This is a genomic window from Prevotella sp. DNF00663, from assembly GCF_001553265.1.
Taxonomy (GTDB): Bacteria; Bacteroidota; Bacteroidia; order Bacteroidales; family Bacteroidaceae; genus Prevotella.
The window spans coordinates 32222-51431 of record NZ_KQ960662.1 but is presented as its reverse complement, the minus strand read 5'-3'; the positions used below and the strand labels follow the sequence as shown (position 1 = coordinate 51431).

20 protein-coding genes and 2 pseudogenes are annotated in these 19210 nt (G+C 44.8%); 12 read left to right on the top strand and 10 right to left on the bottom strand.

Going from position 1 to position 19210, the window contains the following annotated elements; all coding sequences use genetic code 11:
* Nucleotides 1-80: 80 nt before the first annotated feature.
* On the bottom strand, nucleotides 81-401 hold the full coding sequence (yajC, locus tag HMPREF3034_RS11045) for a preprotein translocase subunit YajC (protein WP_036896917.1): 321 nt from the start codon (nucleotides 399-401) through the stop codon (nucleotides 81-83).
* A gap of 29 nt (nucleotides 402-430) precedes the next feature.
* The gene (gene nusB, locus HMPREF3034_RS11040) at nucleotides 431-1450 is read right to left on the bottom strand and encodes a transcription antitermination factor NusB (RefSeq protein WP_036896914.1); all 1020 of its coding nucleotides are present in this window, start codon (nucleotides 1448-1450) and stop codon (nucleotides 431-433) included.
* A 229-nt stretch (nucleotides 1451-1679) separates the two neighbouring features.
* Here nusB and HMPREF3034_RS11035 point away from each other — a divergent pair, with 229 nt between their 5' ends.
* The 4 genes from HMPREF3034_RS11035 to HMPREF3034_RS11020 are packed head-to-tail and all read left to right on the top strand — an operon-like array spanning nucleotide 1680 to nucleotide 3913.
* Nucleotides 1680-2297: a 50S ribosomal protein L25/general stress protein Ctc gene (locus HMPREF3034_RS11035; protein WP_036896912.1), complete on the top strand. Its 618-nt coding sequence runs from the start codon at nucleotides 1680-1682 to the stop codon at nucleotides 2295-2297.
* A 3-nt stretch (nucleotides 2298-2300) separates the two neighbouring features.
* Entirely contained in the window at nucleotides 2301-2873 is a 573-nt protein-coding gene (gene pth / locus HMPREF3034_RS11030; RefSeq protein WP_036896909.1) for an aminoacyl-tRNA hydrolase, read from the top strand.
* Between the two features lie 2 nt (nucleotides 2874-2875).
* Nucleotides 2876-3298: an RNA-binding S4 domain-containing protein gene (locus HMPREF3034_RS11025; protein ID WP_036896906.1), complete on the top strand. Its 423-nt coding sequence runs from the start codon at nucleotides 2876-2878 to the stop codon at nucleotides 3296-3298.
* A 36-nt stretch (nucleotides 3299-3334) separates the two neighbouring features.
* Nucleotides 3335-3913, top strand: coding sequence for a phosphoribosylglycinamide formyltransferase (locus tag HMPREF3034_RS11020; RefSeq protein ID WP_036896904.1), 579 nt, complete (start codon nucleotides 3335-3337; stop codon nucleotides 3911-3913).
* A 54-nt stretch (nucleotides 3914-3967) separates the two neighbouring features.
* On the opposite strand, the gene HMPREF3034_RS11015 is transcribed toward HMPREF3034_RS11020, so the two are convergent.
* Entirely contained in the window at nucleotides 3968-6937 is a 2970-nt protein-coding gene (locus HMPREF3034_RS11015) for a TonB-dependent receptor (protein ID WP_062435594.1), read from the bottom strand.
* 162 nt (nucleotides 6938-7099) lie between these two features.
* Between HMPREF3034_RS11015 and aroB the strand changes: the two genes are divergently transcribed.
* Nucleotides 7100-8164: a 3-dehydroquinate synthase gene (aroB, locus tag HMPREF3034_RS11010; protein ID WP_062435591.1), complete on the top strand. Its 1065-nt coding sequence runs from the start codon at nucleotides 7100-7102 to the stop codon at nucleotides 8162-8164.
* Between the two features lie 19 nt (nucleotides 8165-8183).
* On the opposite strand, the gene HMPREF3034_RS11005 is transcribed toward aroB, so the two are convergent.
* The 4 genes and pseudogenes from HMPREF3034_RS11005 to HMPREF3034_RS13055 all read right to left on the bottom strand — a co-directional run.
* On the bottom strand, nucleotides 8184-8528 hold the full coding sequence (locus HMPREF3034_RS11005; RefSeq protein WP_036896897.1) for a HigA family addiction module antitoxin: 345 nt from the start codon (nucleotides 8526-8528) through the stop codon (nucleotides 8184-8186).
* A 7-nt stretch (nucleotides 8529-8535) separates the two neighbouring features.
* Entirely contained in the window at nucleotides 8536-8853 is a 318-nt protein-coding gene (locus tag HMPREF3034_RS11000) for a type II toxin-antitoxin system RelE/ParE family toxin (RefSeq protein WP_036896895.1), read from the bottom strand.
* A 396-nt stretch (nucleotides 8854-9249) separates the two neighbouring features.
* Nucleotides 9250-9492 carry a hypothetical protein gene (locus tag HMPREF3034_RS12710; protein ID WP_062435588.1) on the bottom strand — a complete coding sequence of 81 codons (243 nt, stop codon included), beginning with the start codon at nucleotides 9490-9492 and terminating at the stop codon, nucleotides 9250-9252.
* A 2-nt stretch (nucleotides 9493-9494) separates the two neighbouring features.
* Nucleotides 9495-9611 (bottom strand): annotated as a pseudogene (locus HMPREF3034_RS13055) (DUF5009 domain-containing protein); the annotation flags it as partial.
* Nucleotides 9612-9898: 287 nt separating this feature from the next.
* Here HMPREF3034_RS13055 and HMPREF3034_RS10990 point away from each other — a divergent pair.
* The 5 genes and pseudogenes from HMPREF3034_RS10990 to HMPREF3034_RS10970 all read left to right on the top strand — a co-directional run bounded on the left by HMPREF3034_RS10990 (nucleotide 9899) and on the right by HMPREF3034_RS10970 (nucleotide 13756).
* The gene (locus tag HMPREF3034_RS10990) at nucleotides 9899-10834 is read left to right on the top strand and encodes a DMT family transporter (protein WP_036897520.1); all 936 of its coding nucleotides are present in this window, start codon (nucleotides 9899-9901) and stop codon (nucleotides 10832-10834) included.
* 143 nt (nucleotides 10835-10977) lie between these two features.
* Nucleotides 10978-11580, top strand: a pseudogene (locus tag HMPREF3034_RS10985) (nitroreductase family protein).
* Between the two features lie 169 nt (nucleotides 11581-11749).
* Nucleotides 11750-12295 (top strand): glutathione peroxidase, encoded by a 546-nt coding sequence (locus HMPREF3034_RS10980; RefSeq protein WP_036897506.1) that lies wholly within the window; start codon nucleotides 11750-11752, stop codon nucleotides 12293-12295.
* A gap of 115 nt (nucleotides 12296-12410) precedes the next feature.
* Nucleotides 12411-13259 (top strand): patatin-like phospholipase family protein, encoded by an 849-nt coding sequence (locus tag HMPREF3034_RS10975; protein ID WP_062435584.1) that lies wholly within the window; start codon nucleotides 12411-12413, stop codon nucleotides 13257-13259.
* The gene (locus HMPREF3034_RS10970; protein ID WP_062435582.1) at nucleotides 13256-13756 is read left to right on the top strand and encodes a GNAT family acetyltransferase; all 501 of its coding nucleotides are present in this window, start codon (nucleotides 13256-13258) and stop codon (nucleotides 13754-13756) included. Before HMPREF3034_RS10975 ends, HMPREF3034_RS10970 begins: the two co-directional genes overlap by 4 nt.
* Here HMPREF3034_RS10970 and HMPREF3034_RS10965 read toward each other — a convergent pair.
* Complete coding sequence (locus HMPREF3034_RS10965) at nucleotides 13744-14493, bottom strand: sigma-70 family RNA polymerase sigma factor (RefSeq protein ID WP_036897498.1); 750 nt, start codon at nucleotides 14491-14493, stop codon at nucleotides 13744-13746. The genes HMPREF3034_RS10970 and HMPREF3034_RS10965 overlap by 13 nt on opposite strands.
* A gap of 156 nt (nucleotides 14494-14649) precedes the next feature.
* Here HMPREF3034_RS10965 and HMPREF3034_RS10960 point away from each other — a divergent pair, with 156 nt between their 5' ends.
* Entirely contained in the window at nucleotides 14650-16233 is a 1584-nt protein-coding gene (locus HMPREF3034_RS10960) for a sulfatase family protein (RefSeq protein WP_062435578.1), read from the top strand.
* Between the two features lie 110 nt (nucleotides 16234-16343).
* Here the strand turns inward: HMPREF3034_RS10960 and HMPREF3034_RS10955 are convergent, their stop codons facing one another.
* Both HMPREF3034_RS10955 and HMPREF3034_RS10950 read right to left on the bottom strand, forming a co-directional pair.
* Nucleotides 16344-17351 carry a DUF4435 domain-containing protein gene (locus HMPREF3034_RS10955; RefSeq protein ID WP_036897493.1) on the bottom strand — a complete coding sequence of 336 codons (1008 nt, stop codon included), beginning with the start codon at nucleotides 17349-17351 and terminating at the stop codon, nucleotides 16344-16346.
* A 4-nt stretch (nucleotides 17352-17355) separates the two neighbouring features.
* Entirely contained in the window at nucleotides 17356-18171 is an 816-nt protein-coding gene (locus tag HMPREF3034_RS10950; protein WP_062435576.1) for an AAA family ATPase, read from the bottom strand.
* Between the two features lie 111 nt (nucleotides 18172-18282).
* Here HMPREF3034_RS10950 and HMPREF3034_RS10945 point away from each other — a divergent pair, with 111 nt between their 5' ends.
* Nucleotides 18283-19203: a DMT family transporter gene (locus HMPREF3034_RS10945; protein WP_036897489.1), complete on the top strand. Its 921-nt coding sequence runs from the start codon at nucleotides 18283-18285 to the stop codon at nucleotides 19201-19203.
* Nucleotides 19204-19210: the final 7 nt, after the last annotated feature.

Genomic DNA, 19210 nt, shown 5'->3' with positions numbered 1-19210 from the left:
AAACTCCCTATTCACCAAACTGAACAGGAAGTTTCTGATCTTTTTGTATATATGCCCTATGGCTTTTAACATAAATTGGTTTATGCGTTGGGAGTAACAGCTGTTACATCGGCGAAAACACCGGTCTTATCGACAGTGAGAACCACTCCACGAGCAACCTCAACGTCAACAGTATGCTTCTCAATATCTACACGCTTAACGGTTCCATAGATGCCACCACCGATGACAACGGCTGTCCCTTCTTGCAGAGAATTTTGAAAATTGCGAGTCTCCTTCTGCTTCTTCTGCTGTGGACGAATCATGAAAAACCACATAATAGCAAAGATTGCTACCATCATGACGAGCATACCCATGCCGCCACCTCCTTGAGCTGCTTGTGCAGCTAGAACGATTGAATTCATTTTCGTTAGTATTTTTAGTTATTGTTATTCTACTCCTTTGTTTCTTCCTCTATCTCTTCTTGCTGCTCACTTTGACGCTCCATGCGAGAGATATGCTCTGCCTGACGCTTGTCGCGAGGCTCTTCAATGGTTTTCAACATGTGACCTGAATTGATGAGATAGCGGGCTATGGTATCCAACATACCATTGATATAACCGCCGCTACGATAAGTGCTGTAGAGTTTTGCAAGGTCTACATACTCGTTAATGGTCACACTCACCGGTATATTGGGGAATGTGAGCATCTCGGCAATGGCTATCTGCATAATCACAACGTCCATATACGCCAAACGAGAGAAGTCCCAATTGCGACTGGCATCACTCATGTAACGCTGATATTGGGCTGCATTGAGAATTGTGGCACGGAACAATTTGCGAGCAAAGTCCTTATCTTCCTCATCTTTATATTCCGGTAAGAGTTCTTGTTTGCTCTTGTTTTTGGGGTCAAAACGCTTGATAGTCTTCAACACGAAGGTATCTACTACCTCTTTATCATCATTCCAATACAAACTCTTTTCTTCTAAGAGAGCATCCAACTCGGCATTGTCAAGAAAGAGAGTTTTGTATAGTTTTCGCCAAACTTCGCGGTCGTTCTCATACGAATCATCCCCACTCTCCATGTATTCTTGATAGATAGCGCTCTGCTCGATGAGGTTACAGAACTTACGAACAAACTCTATATCCTCCTCCCAAGTCTGCTTTTGAGTTTCAACGAACTCTTCCAACATCTTGTTTTCTTCCAGTTGCACGGCGAATTGATTATAAGCGAACTTAGCAGAAGGAGCTTCCGTACCCTCTCGTTGAGCCCTTTGTGTGGCAATATCTACACGATGTCGCTCCTCACGCGTAATAGCCACAATGAGCTCGAGCAGGAAGTTATACAAGTCATAAGCTTTGGACAAACTGAAAAAAAGTTCTTTTTCAGCAGTATCAATATTCTTGTTCCCGTTTTGATAGTATGCGTAGGTTAACTGAACTATCTTAATTCTTATAAGTTCCCGATTAATCATTCTCTAATAATTTTGGTTGTCTTATGTTCGAGTTGTTATTGATGCAAATGTAATTAAAATCCTTTGAACACGCAAACATGGGCTTGTAAAACTGAGTTTTTTAATTGTTTTTTTGTCCAATCGAAAGAAATGTATTAACTTTGCCAAGCTTTTTCGCAAAGCGCATCTCGTGTAATGGCGAATTAAGGCAATCTTATTTAATTCAAACTTAATTTAGAGTAACACAATTATGAAAGAGATTAACGTATCAGGTAAGAAGCGTACAGACCTTGGAAAGAAAGCTTCTAAGCAACTCCGTAAGGAAGGATTCATTCCTTGTAACTTGTATGGTGAGAAGAAAGATGGCAACGGTGCTCCCGAGGCTTTTGCTTTCCAAGTATCTTTCAGCGAACTCCGTAAGATTATCTACACACCTCACATCTATGTAATCAAGTTGGACATTGAGGGCGATATTCACACCGCTGTATTGAAAGAGATTCAATTCCACCCCGTAACAGATGCTCCTCTACACGTAGACTTCTACGAGATTAATGAGCAGAAACCCATCACTATCGGTATTCCTGTTAAGTTGGTTGGTTTGGCACAAGGTGTTCGCGACGGTGGACGTATGAACCTTTCTATCCGTAAGATCAATGTAACAGCTCCTTATATGCAGATTCCTGAGCATCTCGACGTAGATGTTACAGCTTTGAAAATCGGTAAGAGCATCAAGGTAGGTGATCTTTCTTTCGAGGGTATCGACATTGCTACAAGCAAGGAAGTGATCGTTTGTTCAATCAAGATGACACGTCAGGCAAGCATGGCTGCAGCTTCTGCTGATAACGCAGCTAGTGATGCTGATGCATAATCAATGGACAAATATTTGATATGTGGGTTGGGTAATCCCGGTGACGAATACCAGAATACCCGACACAACACAGGATTTATGGTATTGGACGCTTTCGCTAAAGCGTCCAATATTGTTTTTGAAGATAAGCGATATGGCTTTGTAGCCGAGACTTCTATCAAAGGACGAAAGATTATTCTGCTCAAGCCTACTACGTTTATGAATCTTAGTGGCAACGCCGTTAGATATTGGCTTACCAAAGAGAATATCGACCAAAGCCGCTTACTTGTCATCAGTGACGACGTGGCACTGCCTCTTGGAGCTTTCCGACTAAAAGGAAATGGAAGCAATGGAGGCCACAACGGACTGGGCCATATACAACAACTGATAGGACAAAACTATGCTCGTCTACGTATGGGGATAGGCAACGAATACCCTCGTGGCGGTCAGGTAGACTGGGTATTGGGACATTATGATGATGAAGATATGAAGGCTTTACAACCAGCTATTGATACAGCTTGCGAGATTATCAAAAGCTTTGCACTCGCCGGCATAGACATTACAATGAACCAATTCAATAAATTAGGAAAGAAATAATCATGGCAGAGACTGCAAGAATAGACAAATGGCTATGGGCAGCACGTATCTTTAAGACACGCTCCATCGCTGCCGATGCCTGCAAAAACGGCCGAGTTTCAGTCAACGGAACAACGGTTAAGCCCAGCAGGATGGTGAAAGTAGGCGAAACGATTAATGTAAAGAAAGCTCCCATCGTCTATTCCTTCAAGATACTCCAATGCATTGAAAATCGTGTGGGTGCCAAACTCGTACCTCAAGTATATGAGAATGTAACCGAAGCCAAGCAATACGAGCTACTCGAAATGAGTCGTATCAGTGGCTTTGTTGACAGAGCACGCGGTACAGGACGCCCAACTAAGAAAGAACGTCGGGCTCTCGACTCATTCGTCGAGCCCTCTATCTTCGGCTTCGATGATGATGAAGGCTGGGATGATGAAGAATAATCGGCTTCCACACACATTGAATTAAATATATCGACGATGGTTCAAATAGCAATATTTGCTTCGGGAAACGGTTCCAACTGTGAGAATATCATTCGCTATTTCAGCGGACATTCCTCCATCCGAGTAGCACTTGTACTCAGCAACAAGGCCGATGCCTACGCGCTTATTCGTGCCCATAAGTATCATATTCCCACCGAGATAGTGCCAAAAGAGAAGTTCAATGATGAAGCCATCATGATGCCGTTACTAAGCAAGTATCATATAGATTTCATCGTATTAGCCGGATTCCTCGTCATGATTCCATCGTTTTTAATCTCTGCCTACGACCATCGAATGGTCAATCTCCACCCTGCCCTACTGCCTAAATACGGTGGAAAAGGCATGTACGGACACCACGTCCACGAGGCTGTGAAGGCTGCCGGAGATACAGAGACAGGTATGACGATACACTGGGTAAGCAATGTCTGCGACGGCGGAGAGATTTTGGCACAATACAAGATTCCTCTTCTTCCCACCGATACCCCCGAAGATATTGCCGCCAAAGAGCAATTATTAGAGCAAAAACACTTCCCACAAGCTATCGAAAAGATTATTATCGAACATACGGAAGAATGATATAAGAAAAGCGATACAGACACTTAGCTGTATCGCTTTTCTTATTGATAGACATTAGAAGCGGCCGGGACCACCACCAAATCTATCGTGCCCGAAGCCTCCAAATCCTCCGGGACGACGGCTGGGACCACCATCGCGCGGACCATCGGGGCCTCCACGACGACCACGGACACGTGCATCCTTACCACCAAAGAGATTCAAACGATAGATTACATGGAGCATAGCATAGCTGTTCACACTGTTATACCATGTATCGGTACGCTGCGTTGCATTGATGGCACGGCTCAGATTGCTCTGGTTATTGAGTATATCATAGAACTGCAATGAAACAGATAACGGCTTTCCTTTGAGGAATCCTTGAGATATTTGCGCATTCCAAACCAGTTCATTGGTATTCATCGACGCATCGCTAAAACCACGACGACTGTTCTCGTGCAATCCTGTAGACACACTCATGCCCCACGGTAGCGTCACATTCACCGAACCTCCATAGGCAAATTGCCACGTATTGAGATTGTTGAGACTTTGCAATTGATTCTTACTGCGTGTAAAATTGAGCGAACCATCAAGCCCCAATTCCAACCAACCGTTGCGATATGTGGTCTCCAAGCGTTCGCCCAAAGAGAGCGAGCGTGTCGTATTCTTGACCGAGTTCGACGTTCTGTCCACAGCCAAATAGCCCACATAATTATTATAACCAACATTGGTAAACGTATTCATATTGAAGAATCCGGCCGAATCTATCGGGGTATTATACATCACAGCACCCATCATATTCCAGTTACCATTGATATTTTGGGGTTGCACGATACGCCCACCGGTCTTCTCATCATACGTTACCATATTACTAATACTGTTGCGTGTGTTGCTGTAATTCAGGAATGTCATGAATGCACGCTGGCTTTTCTCGTTGAAATTATTGTAAAAGAAGCGGAAGTTATTGGTAAATGCTGGCTTCAATCCCGGATTACCTTTCGAGATATTCAAGGGGTCGCTGTCGTCCGTAACATCCAACAACTGGCTCATAGATGGCTGCGATGTAGTACCTCGATAATTGATTCTAAGATTGCTGACATTACTGAATTTATAGCGGAAATCAAATGTTGGCGTCACGTTAACCACTGAGCGTGTGGTGTCAACATGTATGCCTAAATAGTCTTGTTGGTAACTGGTATTCTGCGGTTGTACCATGACACCCACATTCAACTTATACTTTGCACGAATCACACGAAGCATCAAGTTGAACTCATGGATGTAGTTTTTATAGACAGAGAAGCGACTCAAATCCTTATTCTCGTAACTATCGAGCTGGTTTGGCAACAAACTCAAGTAGTTATCCCATCCCCTGAACAACAGCGGAGTATTACCGAAGAAGCCGCCACCAAGACTACTAAAGTCGTAAGTAGAGCGATCGCTCTTCGTATATTTGTATTGGAATTGATAAGAGAATTGCAAGAACACCGCACGCCAAAGAGGTTCGCTATAGGTAAATTCAGCGCTATACCCCCAATTGCGAGTCGGTACGAGATTCCAACGATACGTTTGATAGGTCGAGTCATTGCCCAATGCATTCATCACTTGATAGAGACGGACATCGCTAAGCGACAGATTCTTGGAGTCGCTCGAACCGTAATTACCTGCTACATGCAGTGTAAAGTTACGCCCGTTATGTCCCAAGCGTCGATTGTATTGCAACACCCCATTTATATTTTTATTATTACCATAACTCAGACTACTTGTATTGCGCGTGTTAACCATCAGGCTATCAACAGCCAACAGAGCTATCGACTCGGCCGACAGAGGATTGGTAACGAGCGTATAGGGATCGACATTGTATGATGCCGAGGCTTGAACCGACCGTCCATCGTTTGTAGAATAGGTGAAAGACGGACGGAACATGATATTGGTCATGCTGTCGGGCGTCCATTCCAGCCGCATTCTTCCGTCCCAACTATTGCTGCGCGTATAGTTTTGACTGTTGGTATTTGAATAAGCACCCGACTTTGCCATGAAGTTTTGGACGGATGTTTGTGTATTGGCATCGCCATCCGAATGATTCCAACGCAGGCTGGCATCGAGCTTCAACTTACCCTTATTCTCATAATTAAAGTTGGCTCCAATCATCTTGGTAGCCATCAGTCCCTGTCTATTCATACCAAAGTTTCCTCTTCCACCGCCACCGGGAAAGCCCATATCATTGGTATTGTTGGCATTGGCAAAGAGCATAAAGCGGTATTTATCGTTGAAATAGGCACCCATCAATCTGTCAGAATAACGACTATTCGTACCTACACTGAGGTCAATATTACTAAACATGCCTTTATGCATACCCGGTTTGAGACCAAAGTCGAGTACCGTCTGTTCCTCGCCATCGTCGATACCTGTAACGCGTGAAAGGTCGCTCTTCTGATCGTATGCCTTGATTCGGTCTACAATCGAGGTAGGCAAATTCTTCAAGGCCGTTTTCGTATCGCCCGTCATAAACTCCTTTCCGTCTATCAATATCTTCTTTACTTCCTTGCCATTGACCGTTATTGTACCGTCGCTCTTTACCTCTGCACCCGGCAAACGCTTCACAAGTTCTTCTATTGTCGACCCTTCGGGTGTGCGATAGGCCGCGGCATTATACATAAAGGTGTCTTCGTGAGACACCACTTTAGTGGCATGCCCCATGACAGTTGTTCCTTTTAACATAATGGCATCGGCCTTCATGATGATCGACCCCAATGCTACGTCGGCACCATTAACAATCTTGATAGGTTTCAACACCGATACATAGCCCACACTCGAAATCTTGACGAGATAGTTACCATCCTCAGGTGCTACCACCGAAAACCGACCATTATCGTCGGATATAGCCCCTGTCACAAACGTACTATCTTTCTGTCGCAACAGTTGGATGGTGGTTTGTACGAGTGGTTCTTTCGTATCTTTATCAGTAAGTGTACCCGTTATATTTCTATTTTGGGCAAACAATGCAGTCGTTGCCAGCAACAACAACATGGTCCAAAGCGTTCTTTTCATACTTGTTCGTTCTTTATTCTTCTATTTATTCTCTGATTTCTTAGACGCGCAACATTGTCATAAGTTTAATACCCAAACGATAAAAAGTACTATATTTTTTTGTTTGTATTCGCAGAATGATTTATATTTGTGAATATAAACATCACCTACGTAAGTACAATTATGGAACAGAGAATCATCATTTCGCAACATTTGAAGCAAGAGTTGGCTGTTGCCATCTCTGAGTGCGAGCACGACAAGCTCTTTATCTTATTCGATGAGACTACCCATCGCACCTGCTGGCCCATACTGCAACACTTCGTGGGTCTAAAAGATGCATGTCCCATCGTCATCCCGGCTACCGATACACACAAAAACATCGACTCGTTGGCGTATGTATGGGAACAACTCGGCCGCAACGGAGCGACTCGCCACTCATGCCTCATCAATGTGGGTGGAGGCATGGTGACCGATTTAGGCGGATTTGCCGCGTCTACCTTTAAGCGCGGTATCAACTTTATCAACATCCCCACTACCCTGCTTGCCATGGTCGACGCGTCGGTCGGGGGCAAGACGGGTATCAATTTCAATGGACTGAAAAACGAGATTGGCGTATTCAGCGATAGTAGATTCGTCATTTTAGATACCGTCTTTCTGAAGAGCCTCGACGACATGAACATCCGTTCGGGCTATGCCGAGATGCTTAAACATAGTCTTATCAGCAACGATAAGATGTGGGCACAACTGCTCCATTTCAACTTAGATCAGCCCGATTGGCAGGAATTGAAACAGATGGTGGGCGACTCGGTAAAGGTAAAACAGTGTGTGGTCGAACAAGACCCGCACGAACATGGCATTCGTAAAGCCCTCAATCTTGGACATACGTTCGGACATGCCTTTGAAAGTTGGTCGCTACGCCGTTCTACACAAGGCGACCATACGGCTATACTACATGGCTATGCCGTAGCTTTCGGACTCATCTGCGAACTTTACCTTAGCTGCCTAAAGGCATCATTCCCTACAGATAAGATGCGCCAAACAGTAGCTTTCGTTCGCGAAAACTACGGCATACTTCCCATCACGTGCGACGATTACGCAGAATTAATAGAGTTGATGCACCACGATAAGAAAAATTCTGCCGGCATCATCAACTTCACTCTCCTCTCCGACATCGGCAATATCAAAATCAATCAAACTGCTACCGACGAGGAAATCAAGGAATGTCTCGACTTCCTAAGAGAGGGATAAAGAGGATAAAATACTAAATTTATAACACAGCTGCAATTTTTCTGATATTGGCAAGGCGATCTGTCAAAGTCTTATTACGCTTTGCCATTATCATATTATAGCGCACTTGCATCTCCAACAAGGGCTCTGCTGCAATATTGAGTACAGCCTCAAAAAGCAATGCATACTCTGTTGTGAGTTGTCGTTTACCATTCAACACCTCATTCAATTGTGTAGGGAGCACTCCCATTTCTTTCGCAATTCTGCGTTGAGAAATACCTCGATATTCTATTTCTTCTTTCAAAACGACTCCGGGATGAGTTGGTGCGAAAGGCTCCATACGGTTAGCTACATTCTGAATCGCCTGTTCGTTCTTCGCTGTCATAGGCTTCCTATTTATAGTGATTTGACAATTCTACAATATTACATATCGTGGCTAGTGTCTGCCCATCCACTATATGTTCCTCAAACTCTATTCGATATTGGTCGTTTACTCTTACAGATGACAATCCAACCTTATCTCCTTTCAATTTCTCATAATGTAAGGAACGATATTGCATAAGGGCAATCGTGTTAGGTTGCGCTATCAGTGTATCTACCACACGAATATATCTACGGATAATGTCTGGCTGAAAACAATGCTTTTTATCCGTAGCTTTTCCCTGCTGGTACAACTCTTTTAGATAGTCTTTTTCAAAATAAACTTCCACTTTTTCTGCTTATCAGCATCTTGGTACAAAGATAATTATTTCCGAATACATTCACAAATAAATGAACTCTTTTTCCTTTTTCGACTCAATGTATAAACTCTCTAGTATATAATACCCCTCAGTTCTCACTCCTAATTTCTAACCTTATATTCATAAACTCCTCACTACTCGCTCTTAACTCATCACTCTTTACATTCACAAACTCATCACTTCTCACTCCTAACTCATCACTCTCTCTTTCCTGCATAGCCTAGGCAACAATGCTGCAACGGCCGAACAGGGATACTGAACAGGCTCGACAGTAATGCTGCCGAGCCTGTTCAGTAAAACGAGTAAAGTTATTTGAAGTTTCTAAATGATGTGCTATCGCAGGGCACTACTTCTATATTGCACTGTCTACAACTTGATAAAGATGTGCTTACGATACAAAGGATAACCGAAACCAACATGCATCGCGACGAACAACGATGAATGAATGAACGACGACCAATACCCGCTAGACACCACGGAATGAATACCTCCATATATAAAAGAGGTGAGACCAAACGAACTAACGGCAGCATAACTGAGCGCAATGCGTTGCATCACGGCAAAGATACGCAGGTGGGCAAAATCGAAAAACTGTCCTTCGCATGCCATACAACGCTATGTCGCAACGGAGCAAAGAGGTCGCCACCCGCTCCATTGTTCACAAATATCATGCATGCCACCGTTATGCCACGCAAGATATCAAGAGAAAGAAGTCTTTTGCTTGTCATATTTTATCGAATACATGATTTGTCAAACCCACTATGACGCCTTGCAAAAAAGCTGGATATACAAGGTTTTTCATGATTATTAGTAGATGTTTTCGGGCGCAAAGTTAATAAATGTGATGTAATTCTTAAGGTCATCATTCTCTGTTTTTTACGCTTACCATATAAAAAACATATTCCGTCAATTGCCAAAAGCTCATATATCACCATAAAATATAGACACTGATAAAAAGAAATATCTTTCTTTCTCTCATCATAAGCTATAAAAGATGTAATTTTGCAGACGCATGATGAAATATTTAGGTGAAATCATTTCCATTGGAGTAGCGTTCTCTTGGACCATCGCAGCCCTATCCAGTGAAGTAGGAAGCAAGCGATTAGGCATTTTTGTCATGAACGTTTGGCGTATGTCATTGGCACTCCTCTTCTCCATATTTTTATGTTGGCTACTGCTTGGAACGCCATTCCCGATTTACGCCAATGCCCAAACTTGGGGATGGTTGCTGCTCTCCGGAGCCGTGGGATATTTCTTTGGAGACTGGTGCTTATACAATAGTTATCTCACGATAGGCTCACGTTATGGCCAATTATTCATGACCTTAGCCCCCATGTTTACAGCCCTTGCCGCATGGGTGGCACTAGGGCAGGTGCTGAGTTGGGGTACTTTGCTCGCTATGACGGTCACCCTTGCAGGCATAGCTATCTCCATTCTTGGTCGAAGTCAGAACAAACGTGGACTCTCCATCGCTCTTCCTACCAAAGGAATCCTATATGGTATCGGCGCAGGATTAGGACAAGGCGTGGGATTAGTACTCAGTAAGATTGGGCTAGACCATTACACAGCCAACGTCCCGATAAACGTTTTGCCACACATAGAAGTCTTTTTGCCTTTCAGCGCCAATATGATTCGCTGCATCGCCGGACTCACCCTATTCTCTATTTGGCTGTTGATTCGTGGCGAAGGTGGACGGTTCAAACAGAGCATGCACAATGGTAAAGGCATGGTTGCGATGCTCATTGCCGTACTATCCGGACCATTCATCGGTGTAGGATTTTCTCTCTTGGCGGTACAATACACCGCAGCCGGCATCGCTAGTACTCTCATGGCTATCACACCTATCATGATATTACTGCCCACCTATTATATGTTCCATCAGCCCATCACACTACGTGGAGTCATTGGAGCAGTTATCTCAGTCGTCGGTGTGTCTCTCTTCTTCATCTAAACTCATTTTTCTTGTTCCTTCATGCCATGTTTATGGTATTTTTAGACCGAAAATCTAAAAATACTATAGAATCGTTGTGATGCTTCAAAATACATTCCCTATATTTATCGCATCAAATATAATTCAACACAAACAACAAGAATATGAATAGAAATTTCATGGATGCCATCGAGCGTCGTCGCAGCTATTACGCCCTCAAAAACGAGTCTCCCATCTCCGACGAAGAAATACAGAAGCTTATCGAACGCGCGGTTTTACACGTTCCTTCGTCTTTCAACAGCCAGACAACACGCGTTGTCGCACTCTTAGGCAATAAGCATCGTCGCCTTTGAGAGATTACCAAAGACGCCCTACGTGCCATTGTACCGGCCGAAGCATTTGCAGGAACCGAAGCAAAAATCAATGGTTCATTTGAAAGCGGATACGGCACGGTCTTGTTCTATGAAGACCAAGAGCCAGTCAAAGCATTGCAAGAGCAGTTCCCAGCATACGCTCCAAACTTCCCCATATGGTCTGAACACACCAATGCCATGCACCAATTAACCATCTGGACAGCTTTAGAGGATGCCGGTCTAGGTGCTTCGGTGCAGCATTATAATCCGCTGATTGACGAAGCCGTGGCCAAAGAGTTCGACATTCCAGCCAATTGGACGCTCCGAGCACAGATACCTTTCGGCACAGCAGTAGGCGAACCGGGCGAGAAAACATTCCTTCCTATTGAGCAAAGAGTAAGAGTCTTGAAGTAAACAATAGCTTTTTATATCGTCAACGATAACTGTTAATTAGAGTTAATCAATAGAAGTATCTTCTCAAAAAGTTTGCGATAACGATTTATTCGGCGTATATTTGCATCGTAAAAGATAATAAACGATTACATATTATACACAAACATATAAAATAAAGGAGATTTTAAAGATGGCTACAATCTACGACTTCAAAGTATTGGATAGAAAAGGTAACGAAGTAAGTTTGGCTGATTATAAAGGCAAAGTATTGTTGGTAGTGAACACAGCAACCGCTTGTGGCTTCACACCTCAACTTGAAGACCTCGAAAAAACATACGCTAAACTTCAGAGTAAAGGCTTGGAAATCTTGAATTTCCCATGCAATCAGTTCGGCGAACAGGCCCCCGGAAGCGACGAAGACATCCATCAATTCTGCCAATTAAACTTTGGTACAAAGTTCCCACAGTTCAAAAAGATTGAGGTAAATGGTGCCAATGAGGCTCCTCTCTACACATGGTTGAAGAGTCAGAAAGGCTTTGCAGGCTTCGATGAACATGAGTTGAAGACCATTCTGGAGGATATTTTGTCTAAAGCTGATGCTGATTGGGACAAGAAGAGCGACATCAAATGGAACTTCACCAAGTTCCTCGTGAACAAAGAGGGTGAAGTTGTTGCACGCTTTGAACCGACACATAGCATGGCAGATGTAGAGAAAGCTATCGAAGAATTGCTGTAAATCAGCATATCATATACAAGTCCCCATTCAGTGATAAAAGTCATTTGAATGGGGACTTTTTTATTTTTCAGCTTACATTTTTTATGATTCTGCGATTTTCACTACTTTTGCTTCTATGAAAAAGGGACTGGTATTAGAGGGCGGTGCTTTGAGAGGACTGTTCTCGGCAGGTGTCATCGATGTGATGATGGAACAAGGATTAGAGCCCGACGGACTTGTAGGTGTGTCGGCAGGAGCAGCTTTTGGCTGTAATTACAAGTCTAGACAACCCGGTCGGTGTATACGTTATAACAAGCAATTTGCCCACGACAAGCGCTATTGCAGTTTGACTTCATTTCTCAAAACAGGCGATCTTTTCGGCGGAGAATTCTGTTATCACACATTACCAACGCAACTTGACCTCTTTGATACCCACACTTTCGATACCAACCCGATGGATTTTTACGCTGTTTGTACAGATGTTGAGACCGGCCAAGCAGAGTATCGTAAGCTGCAAGAACATGGCTATGAGTGCTACGAATGGATACGCGCGTCGGCTTCCATGCCCTTGGTATCACGCATAGTAAGCCTCAATGGCCGCAAAATGCTGGATGGCGGACTAGCCGACTCCATCCCTTTGCAATTCTTTCAAAGCAAGGGGTACGACCGCAATATCGTTGTTTTAACGCAACCCAAAGGCTATATCAAGACTCCCAACAAACTCATGCTGCTCATTAAATGGAAATATCGACGCTATCCAAAGTTCGTAGAAGCATGTGCCAATCGCCATCTCATGTATAATCAGGAGCTGGAATACGTAGCCAGTGAAGAGCAATCCGGACACGCATTGGTGATTCGTCCGACGGCCAAACTATCCATTGAGCACATCTCGCACAATCCCGACGAGATGCAACAGGTGTATGAACACGGACGCGAGATAGCACTCTCCCATCTCAACGAAATCAAAAATTTCTGGAGACAATGAAAATTCGACAAGCCCAACAAGAAGACCTCGAAACGATAATGTCGCTGATTGATGAAGGAAGAAAGATCATGCGAAGCAGCGGAAATCTTCATCAATGGGACGATAACCACCCTTCGCGTGAACAAATCATCCATGATATAACCCATCATCACAGCTATATCATGGAAGACGAAAAGGAACTTGGCGTGGCAACATTCGCTTTTATTCCCGGCCCCGACCCCACCTATACTTATATAGAAGATGGAAAGTGGCTCGACAACACGGCCGATTATCACGTCGTACACCGCGTGGCGAGCCTGCCACAGGTACATGGTGTCTTCCGCACCATCATGGATTACTGCTTCACGCAGACCGATAGCGTTCGCATAGATACCCACCGCGATAATGTCATCATGCAACGTTGCATTCTCAAATACGGTTTCAGCTATTGCGGAATCATCTATCTTGAGAACGGAGAACCACGCTTGGCCTACCAGTTGAAACGTTATTTGAGATAGCTTTTCAACTGACTATTACTAGAATTTCGGAGCATCTTACGCACTGCTTTATCGCGAATTTGGCGCACACGTTCGCGCTTCAACCCCATCTCACGACCAATTTCGGCCATCGTCAGATGCGTACTATTAATACCGAAACAAGCTTCCACCACCACACGTTCACGCTCATCGAGCACCGACATAGCCTCTACCAACGCCTCGCGTAGCGACTCTGTGAGTACATGTTCGTCTGCTTCAGGAGCCGATTCATCCTTCAATACGCTCAAAAGACTCATCTGCTTGCCTTCAACCAGCGGTGCATCAACCGAAAACGGATGACTGTTGGCCTCATCTTGCGGACTATTTTCGCCTGCCGGTAAACGATAGATACCCGACTGTTCCTTTACAGCCCGCTCAATAGAACGCCTCACATAGGGTTCAGCAAACTTCACAAAGCGTACCCCATGCGACGCATCGAAGTTCTGAGCAGCCTTAATAAGCCCCAGATTTCCTTCGCTGATAAGATCGGTTATACCCACTCCTTGGTCTTGATAATACTTAGCCACCGACACCACAAAGCGCAGATTGGCTGTCGTCAACTTATCCAGCGCCCGACGATTACCGCTTTTTACAGCCTCAGAAAGTTCTTGTTCTTCTTCTACAGTCAGTAGATTTTCTTTCCCTATCTCGTCTAGATATAGGTTCAAAGATTCTCCCTCACGTTCCGATAAGGGCTTGCCTGTTTTTATCTTTCTCATATCCTATCGTTCTTTTCTACAAAGATAGCAGAATCCAAACACAAATAAAAACATATAATCAAAAATCTTTTTCACGCCAATAGAATTCCATTATCAACTTTATTAATTAACTTTGTACCCAGATACCCAATAATCCAAATAATCTAAACAGCAAAAATGAATAGGACTTATTTATCATGTGCCTTGTTGTTGGCGTCTTCAGCGCAAGTCGCTAATGCAGCCAACAACCGGGGAAAGAAAACTGTAGACCCTCAACGTCCAAACGTTATACTCATTGTAGCCGACGATTTGGGCTACGGAGACTTGGAATGTTACGGTGCCAAAAACGTAAAGACACCTAATGTCAATCGCCTCGCCGGCTGCGGAATCAGATTCACCGACGGTCATGCTATCGCTTCTACCAGTACTCCCTCACGCTATTCGTTGCTGACAGGCGAATACGCTTGGCGCCGTCCCGACACCGATATTGCTGCCGGCAATGCCGGAATGATAATCCATCCTAGCCAATTTACACTTGCCGACATGTTCAAAAGCCGTGGCTATAGCACTGCTGCCATCGGCAAATGGCACCTAGGTTTGGGCGACCAAGCAGGCACACAAGACTGGAATGCGCCGCTTCCCCAGAGTCTGGGCGACCTTGGATTCGACTATCACTACATCATGGCTGCCACGGCCGACCGCGTTCCCTGCGTATTCATCGAGGACGGAAAGGTGGTCAACCACGACCCTTCGGCACCTATTTTCGTAAGTTATAAGGAAAACTTTCCGGGCGAACCCACAGGCAAAGACAATCCCGAATTGCTCTACAACTTGAAGTCTAGCATGGGTCACGACATGTCTATCGTGAATGGTATCGGCCGTATCGGCTATATGAAAGGTGGTGGTAAGGCACTTTGGAAAGACGAAAATATTGCCGACTCTATTACCTCTCACGCTATCAATTTCATTCAAAACCACCAGAAAGAACCCTTCTTCATGTACTTTGCAACCAACGACGTGCATGTTCCTCGGTTCCCGAATGCCCGTTTCCGCGGCAAGAGTGGCATGGGATTACGCGGTGATGCCATCGTAGAATTCGACTGGTCGGTGGGTCAAATCATGCAAACACTCGACAAACTTGGGCTTACCGACAACACCATTGTCATCCTTACAAGCGACAACGGTCCTATTCTTGACGACGGATATGTAGACCAAGCGAAGGAATTGCTCAACGGTCACCGTCCAGCAGGTCCTTGGCGTGGTAACAAGTACAGCACATTCGAAGGTGGAACAGCCGTTCCGTTCATCGTCAGCTGGCAAGGAAAAATCAAAGGAAATCAGACTTCTACAGCACTATTATCGCACATCGACTTGATGGGCTCGCTTGCATCGCTCGTCAATGCAACTCTTCCGCAAGGCAGTGCTCCCGATAGTCACAACTATATGTCTACTTTCTTAGGCGACGACACCGTCGGTCGTCCTTGGGTAGTAGAGCAAGCTTCCAACCACGCACTGTCTATCAGAACTCACAATTGGAAGTATATCGAAGCGAGCGATGGCCAACCTATCATCAAATGGGCAGGCGATGCTGAGAGCGGTTACCTTGCTACGCCACAGCTATACAATATACATAGCGATGTATCAGAACAACAAAATCTGGCAAACAAGAACCCAGAAACACTCTTCGATATGCAGACTATTCTTCGTAAAGAGCGCAACAAAGCTTACCAAGGAGTAGCTCTTCCGAAGCAAGTACAGTAATATGAAATTGCTGCCGAGGCTTGGCAACATCGTTGTTGAGCCTCGGCAACAATACTGAAAAGCCCTCGCAGCATTGCTGCGAGGGCTTTTCAGTAAATCCAAGTAAAACGCTATGGGTGAGAAACAAGCCCTTCCAAATAGGCATCTATATCTCTTTGAATACGCTTGAAAGGCTCCGACTGCCTGTAACCCGTATTCTTCTTCAATAAATCAGCTATGTTTCCGGTGCTCCCATCGTATGCTGCTATCTCCGTACGATACTGTGTGTTGTGGATAGCCTCCCTACGTATCTCGTCTTCACGTTCCTTGTAAAGCTGATGACAAACGGAGTTGAGCATTGGAACCACAACTCTATCGAAGAGGTGATGCCCCTGTATATAAAGATAGGTGGTCTGTGGTGTGACACCCAAAGCCTTCAAGTCGTTCTTCACCTGTAGGTAACTTTCCTTGGCATCAGGGAAAGCATGGCGGAAAGTTTCGGCCTTACGCCCCACCTTTTTCCGCAAGTTGTCCAATCCTCTCTCTACATTCCGCAGGCGAAAATCACCAATATCAATAATTGCATTGAGGTCAGTTAGGGTGAAATCGTGGTAATGTGTACTACGATAAAACCATATATTCCAAACAAAGAGAGGGAATATAATCTCTGAATATGTAGCTAAATAGGCCTCAAAATCGAAGAGCATCCGGTCGTTAAGTACTGCCGCCACACACACATTATGAAGCGATGGCGCATAGCACTGTAGGTTTTCGATGGCATAAGCATAGGTATGGAAGATGTAAGGATTCTCCATCATTTGCTGAGAAGCCGGAGATGCCCCTTGCATCAGATAGTCGTAATCGGCGTCCACACACGCTATCATGTCGCTCCCTACTCCCTCTAGCAACTTCGAGATGGCCGCCTTCTTGCCGCGTTCCAAATGCCTACCGCGCGAGGGAAGCATAATTTCAAAGTAGCGTGTGTCGTCTTCGAAGTCACCAAGCACCGTGCGCCAAAAGTAAATGTCGTCGTAGCTCTCCACATAAACGGCAATCTTGCGGCGTGCATGCTTGGCTGTAAGCTGGTTGGCCGCACGAAAATACTGCGAATTAATGTTCGCACTGAGACGGTTAGGCATAGGCTTACAAGGTTATATCGGTCACTTCGGTCACATGTTCCATCCATCCGTTCATGATGACGGCAGGACTATGAGTGGTCATGATAATCTGTATATTGGGGTTTAATTTTAGGATTAGGTCTATCAACTGCTTCTGCCACTCGAAATGGAGACTCACTTCCGGCTCGTCCATGAAGAGTACATAGGGCTGATTATCTTCCACTAAGACAGTCAACAAGATACACAATATCTGCTTCTCACCACTGGATAGTTGGTAAGGCACGAGTGTTTCACCCAATTGTGAGAACCGTATCTCGTTCTCGGTACGCACGATGGTCTTGCCCGTTTCGGCATACAGACTGTCTATCATGTCTTGAAACAGCTTTTTGGGAGCCGAGAATGCTTGCGCCTGTTCAGCGCTATTGGGTTCACAGCTCTGCAAGGTTTGGATGATACGATTGCCTATGTTCACTTGATAATCGAGATACTTACGCTGCAATTGGAACAGTTGCCAGTCGAGTTCGGTAGCAAGCGACACCTCCATCTTGGCCACACTGTCTAGATTCAACAGCGGTCTATCGAACGAACGGATGGCATCATAACGTATCCAACGGGCATCTACGGGCGATACTTTCAGCCTGACGCCCTTGAGCATATGGCTGGGAAACTCGCCTCCACTGCTCAATCCTTTCAGCACTTTGTTCAAGATGGTGCTCTTACCCACTCCGTTCACACCACTAAGGATGTTCACCCGACGATCCAAATTCCACACAACGTGCTTCACACCACTCCACAATGACTCGATTTCTATTTGCTCTATGTAGTCTGCGTATTTAGACATAACAGTCTCATAATTGGTTTACTACAAATTTAGCAAAAATATTCCATCACGCGACAGAGGCTCCTAATAAATTCGTACTTTTGCAACGCTTTTTAATATATAGTTATAGCGATGACAAACAACAAACCACTTATTGCCCATCTGAGCATGCTTGGCGCATGCACATTTTGGGGATTGATGGCCCCGATAGGCAAAGATGCCATGCTACATGGGATAGATGGAATAGATTTGGTATCTTTCCGTGTATTGGGCGGAGCCATCTTGTTTTGGATAACATCCTTGTTTACGACATACGAACACGTGCCCTTGCGCGACATCCTGCGGTTTGCAGGTGCCGGATTGTTCGGTTTGGTGTGCAATCAATGCTGCTACACCATCGGATTAAGCATCACTTCGCCCAGCAATGCCAGCATCATGACCACCTCAATGCCCATCTTTGCCATGATACTCTCATTCGTTATCCTGCACGAGCCTATCACTCCTAAAAAGGTGGGAGGTGTGTTACTGGGGTGTATTGGTGCTCTGATATTAATCTTAACGAGCATGACGGCAGCCAGTTCCAAGGTTGGTGACATCCGAGGTGACCTGCTTTGTATGGGGGCACAGTTGTCTTTTGCCCTCTATCTGAGCCTGTTCAACCCACTTATCAAGCGATATTCAGTATTCACCATCAACAAATGGATGTTTTTATGGGCCGCTATCATGATTCTACCTTTTTCCGGTCATCACGTGATGCAAACCGATTGGAACGCCATAGCAACAAAAACATGGTTGGAAGTGGGCTTCGTGGTATTCTTCGGAACGTATTTTAGCTATATACTAACGATGATTGGACAACGCATTTTGCGCCCTACGGTGGTGAGTATCTACAACTATGTGCAACCGTTAGTATCGGTTTCGGTGAGTGTTTTGGCCGGTATCGCCGTATTTAAATGGTCACAAGGCTTAGCCGTTATCCTCGTCTTCACTGGCGTCTGGCTCGTTACGAAATCGAAATCCAAGCGAGACGCCACGGTGACAGAGGAAAAATAAGAATTAA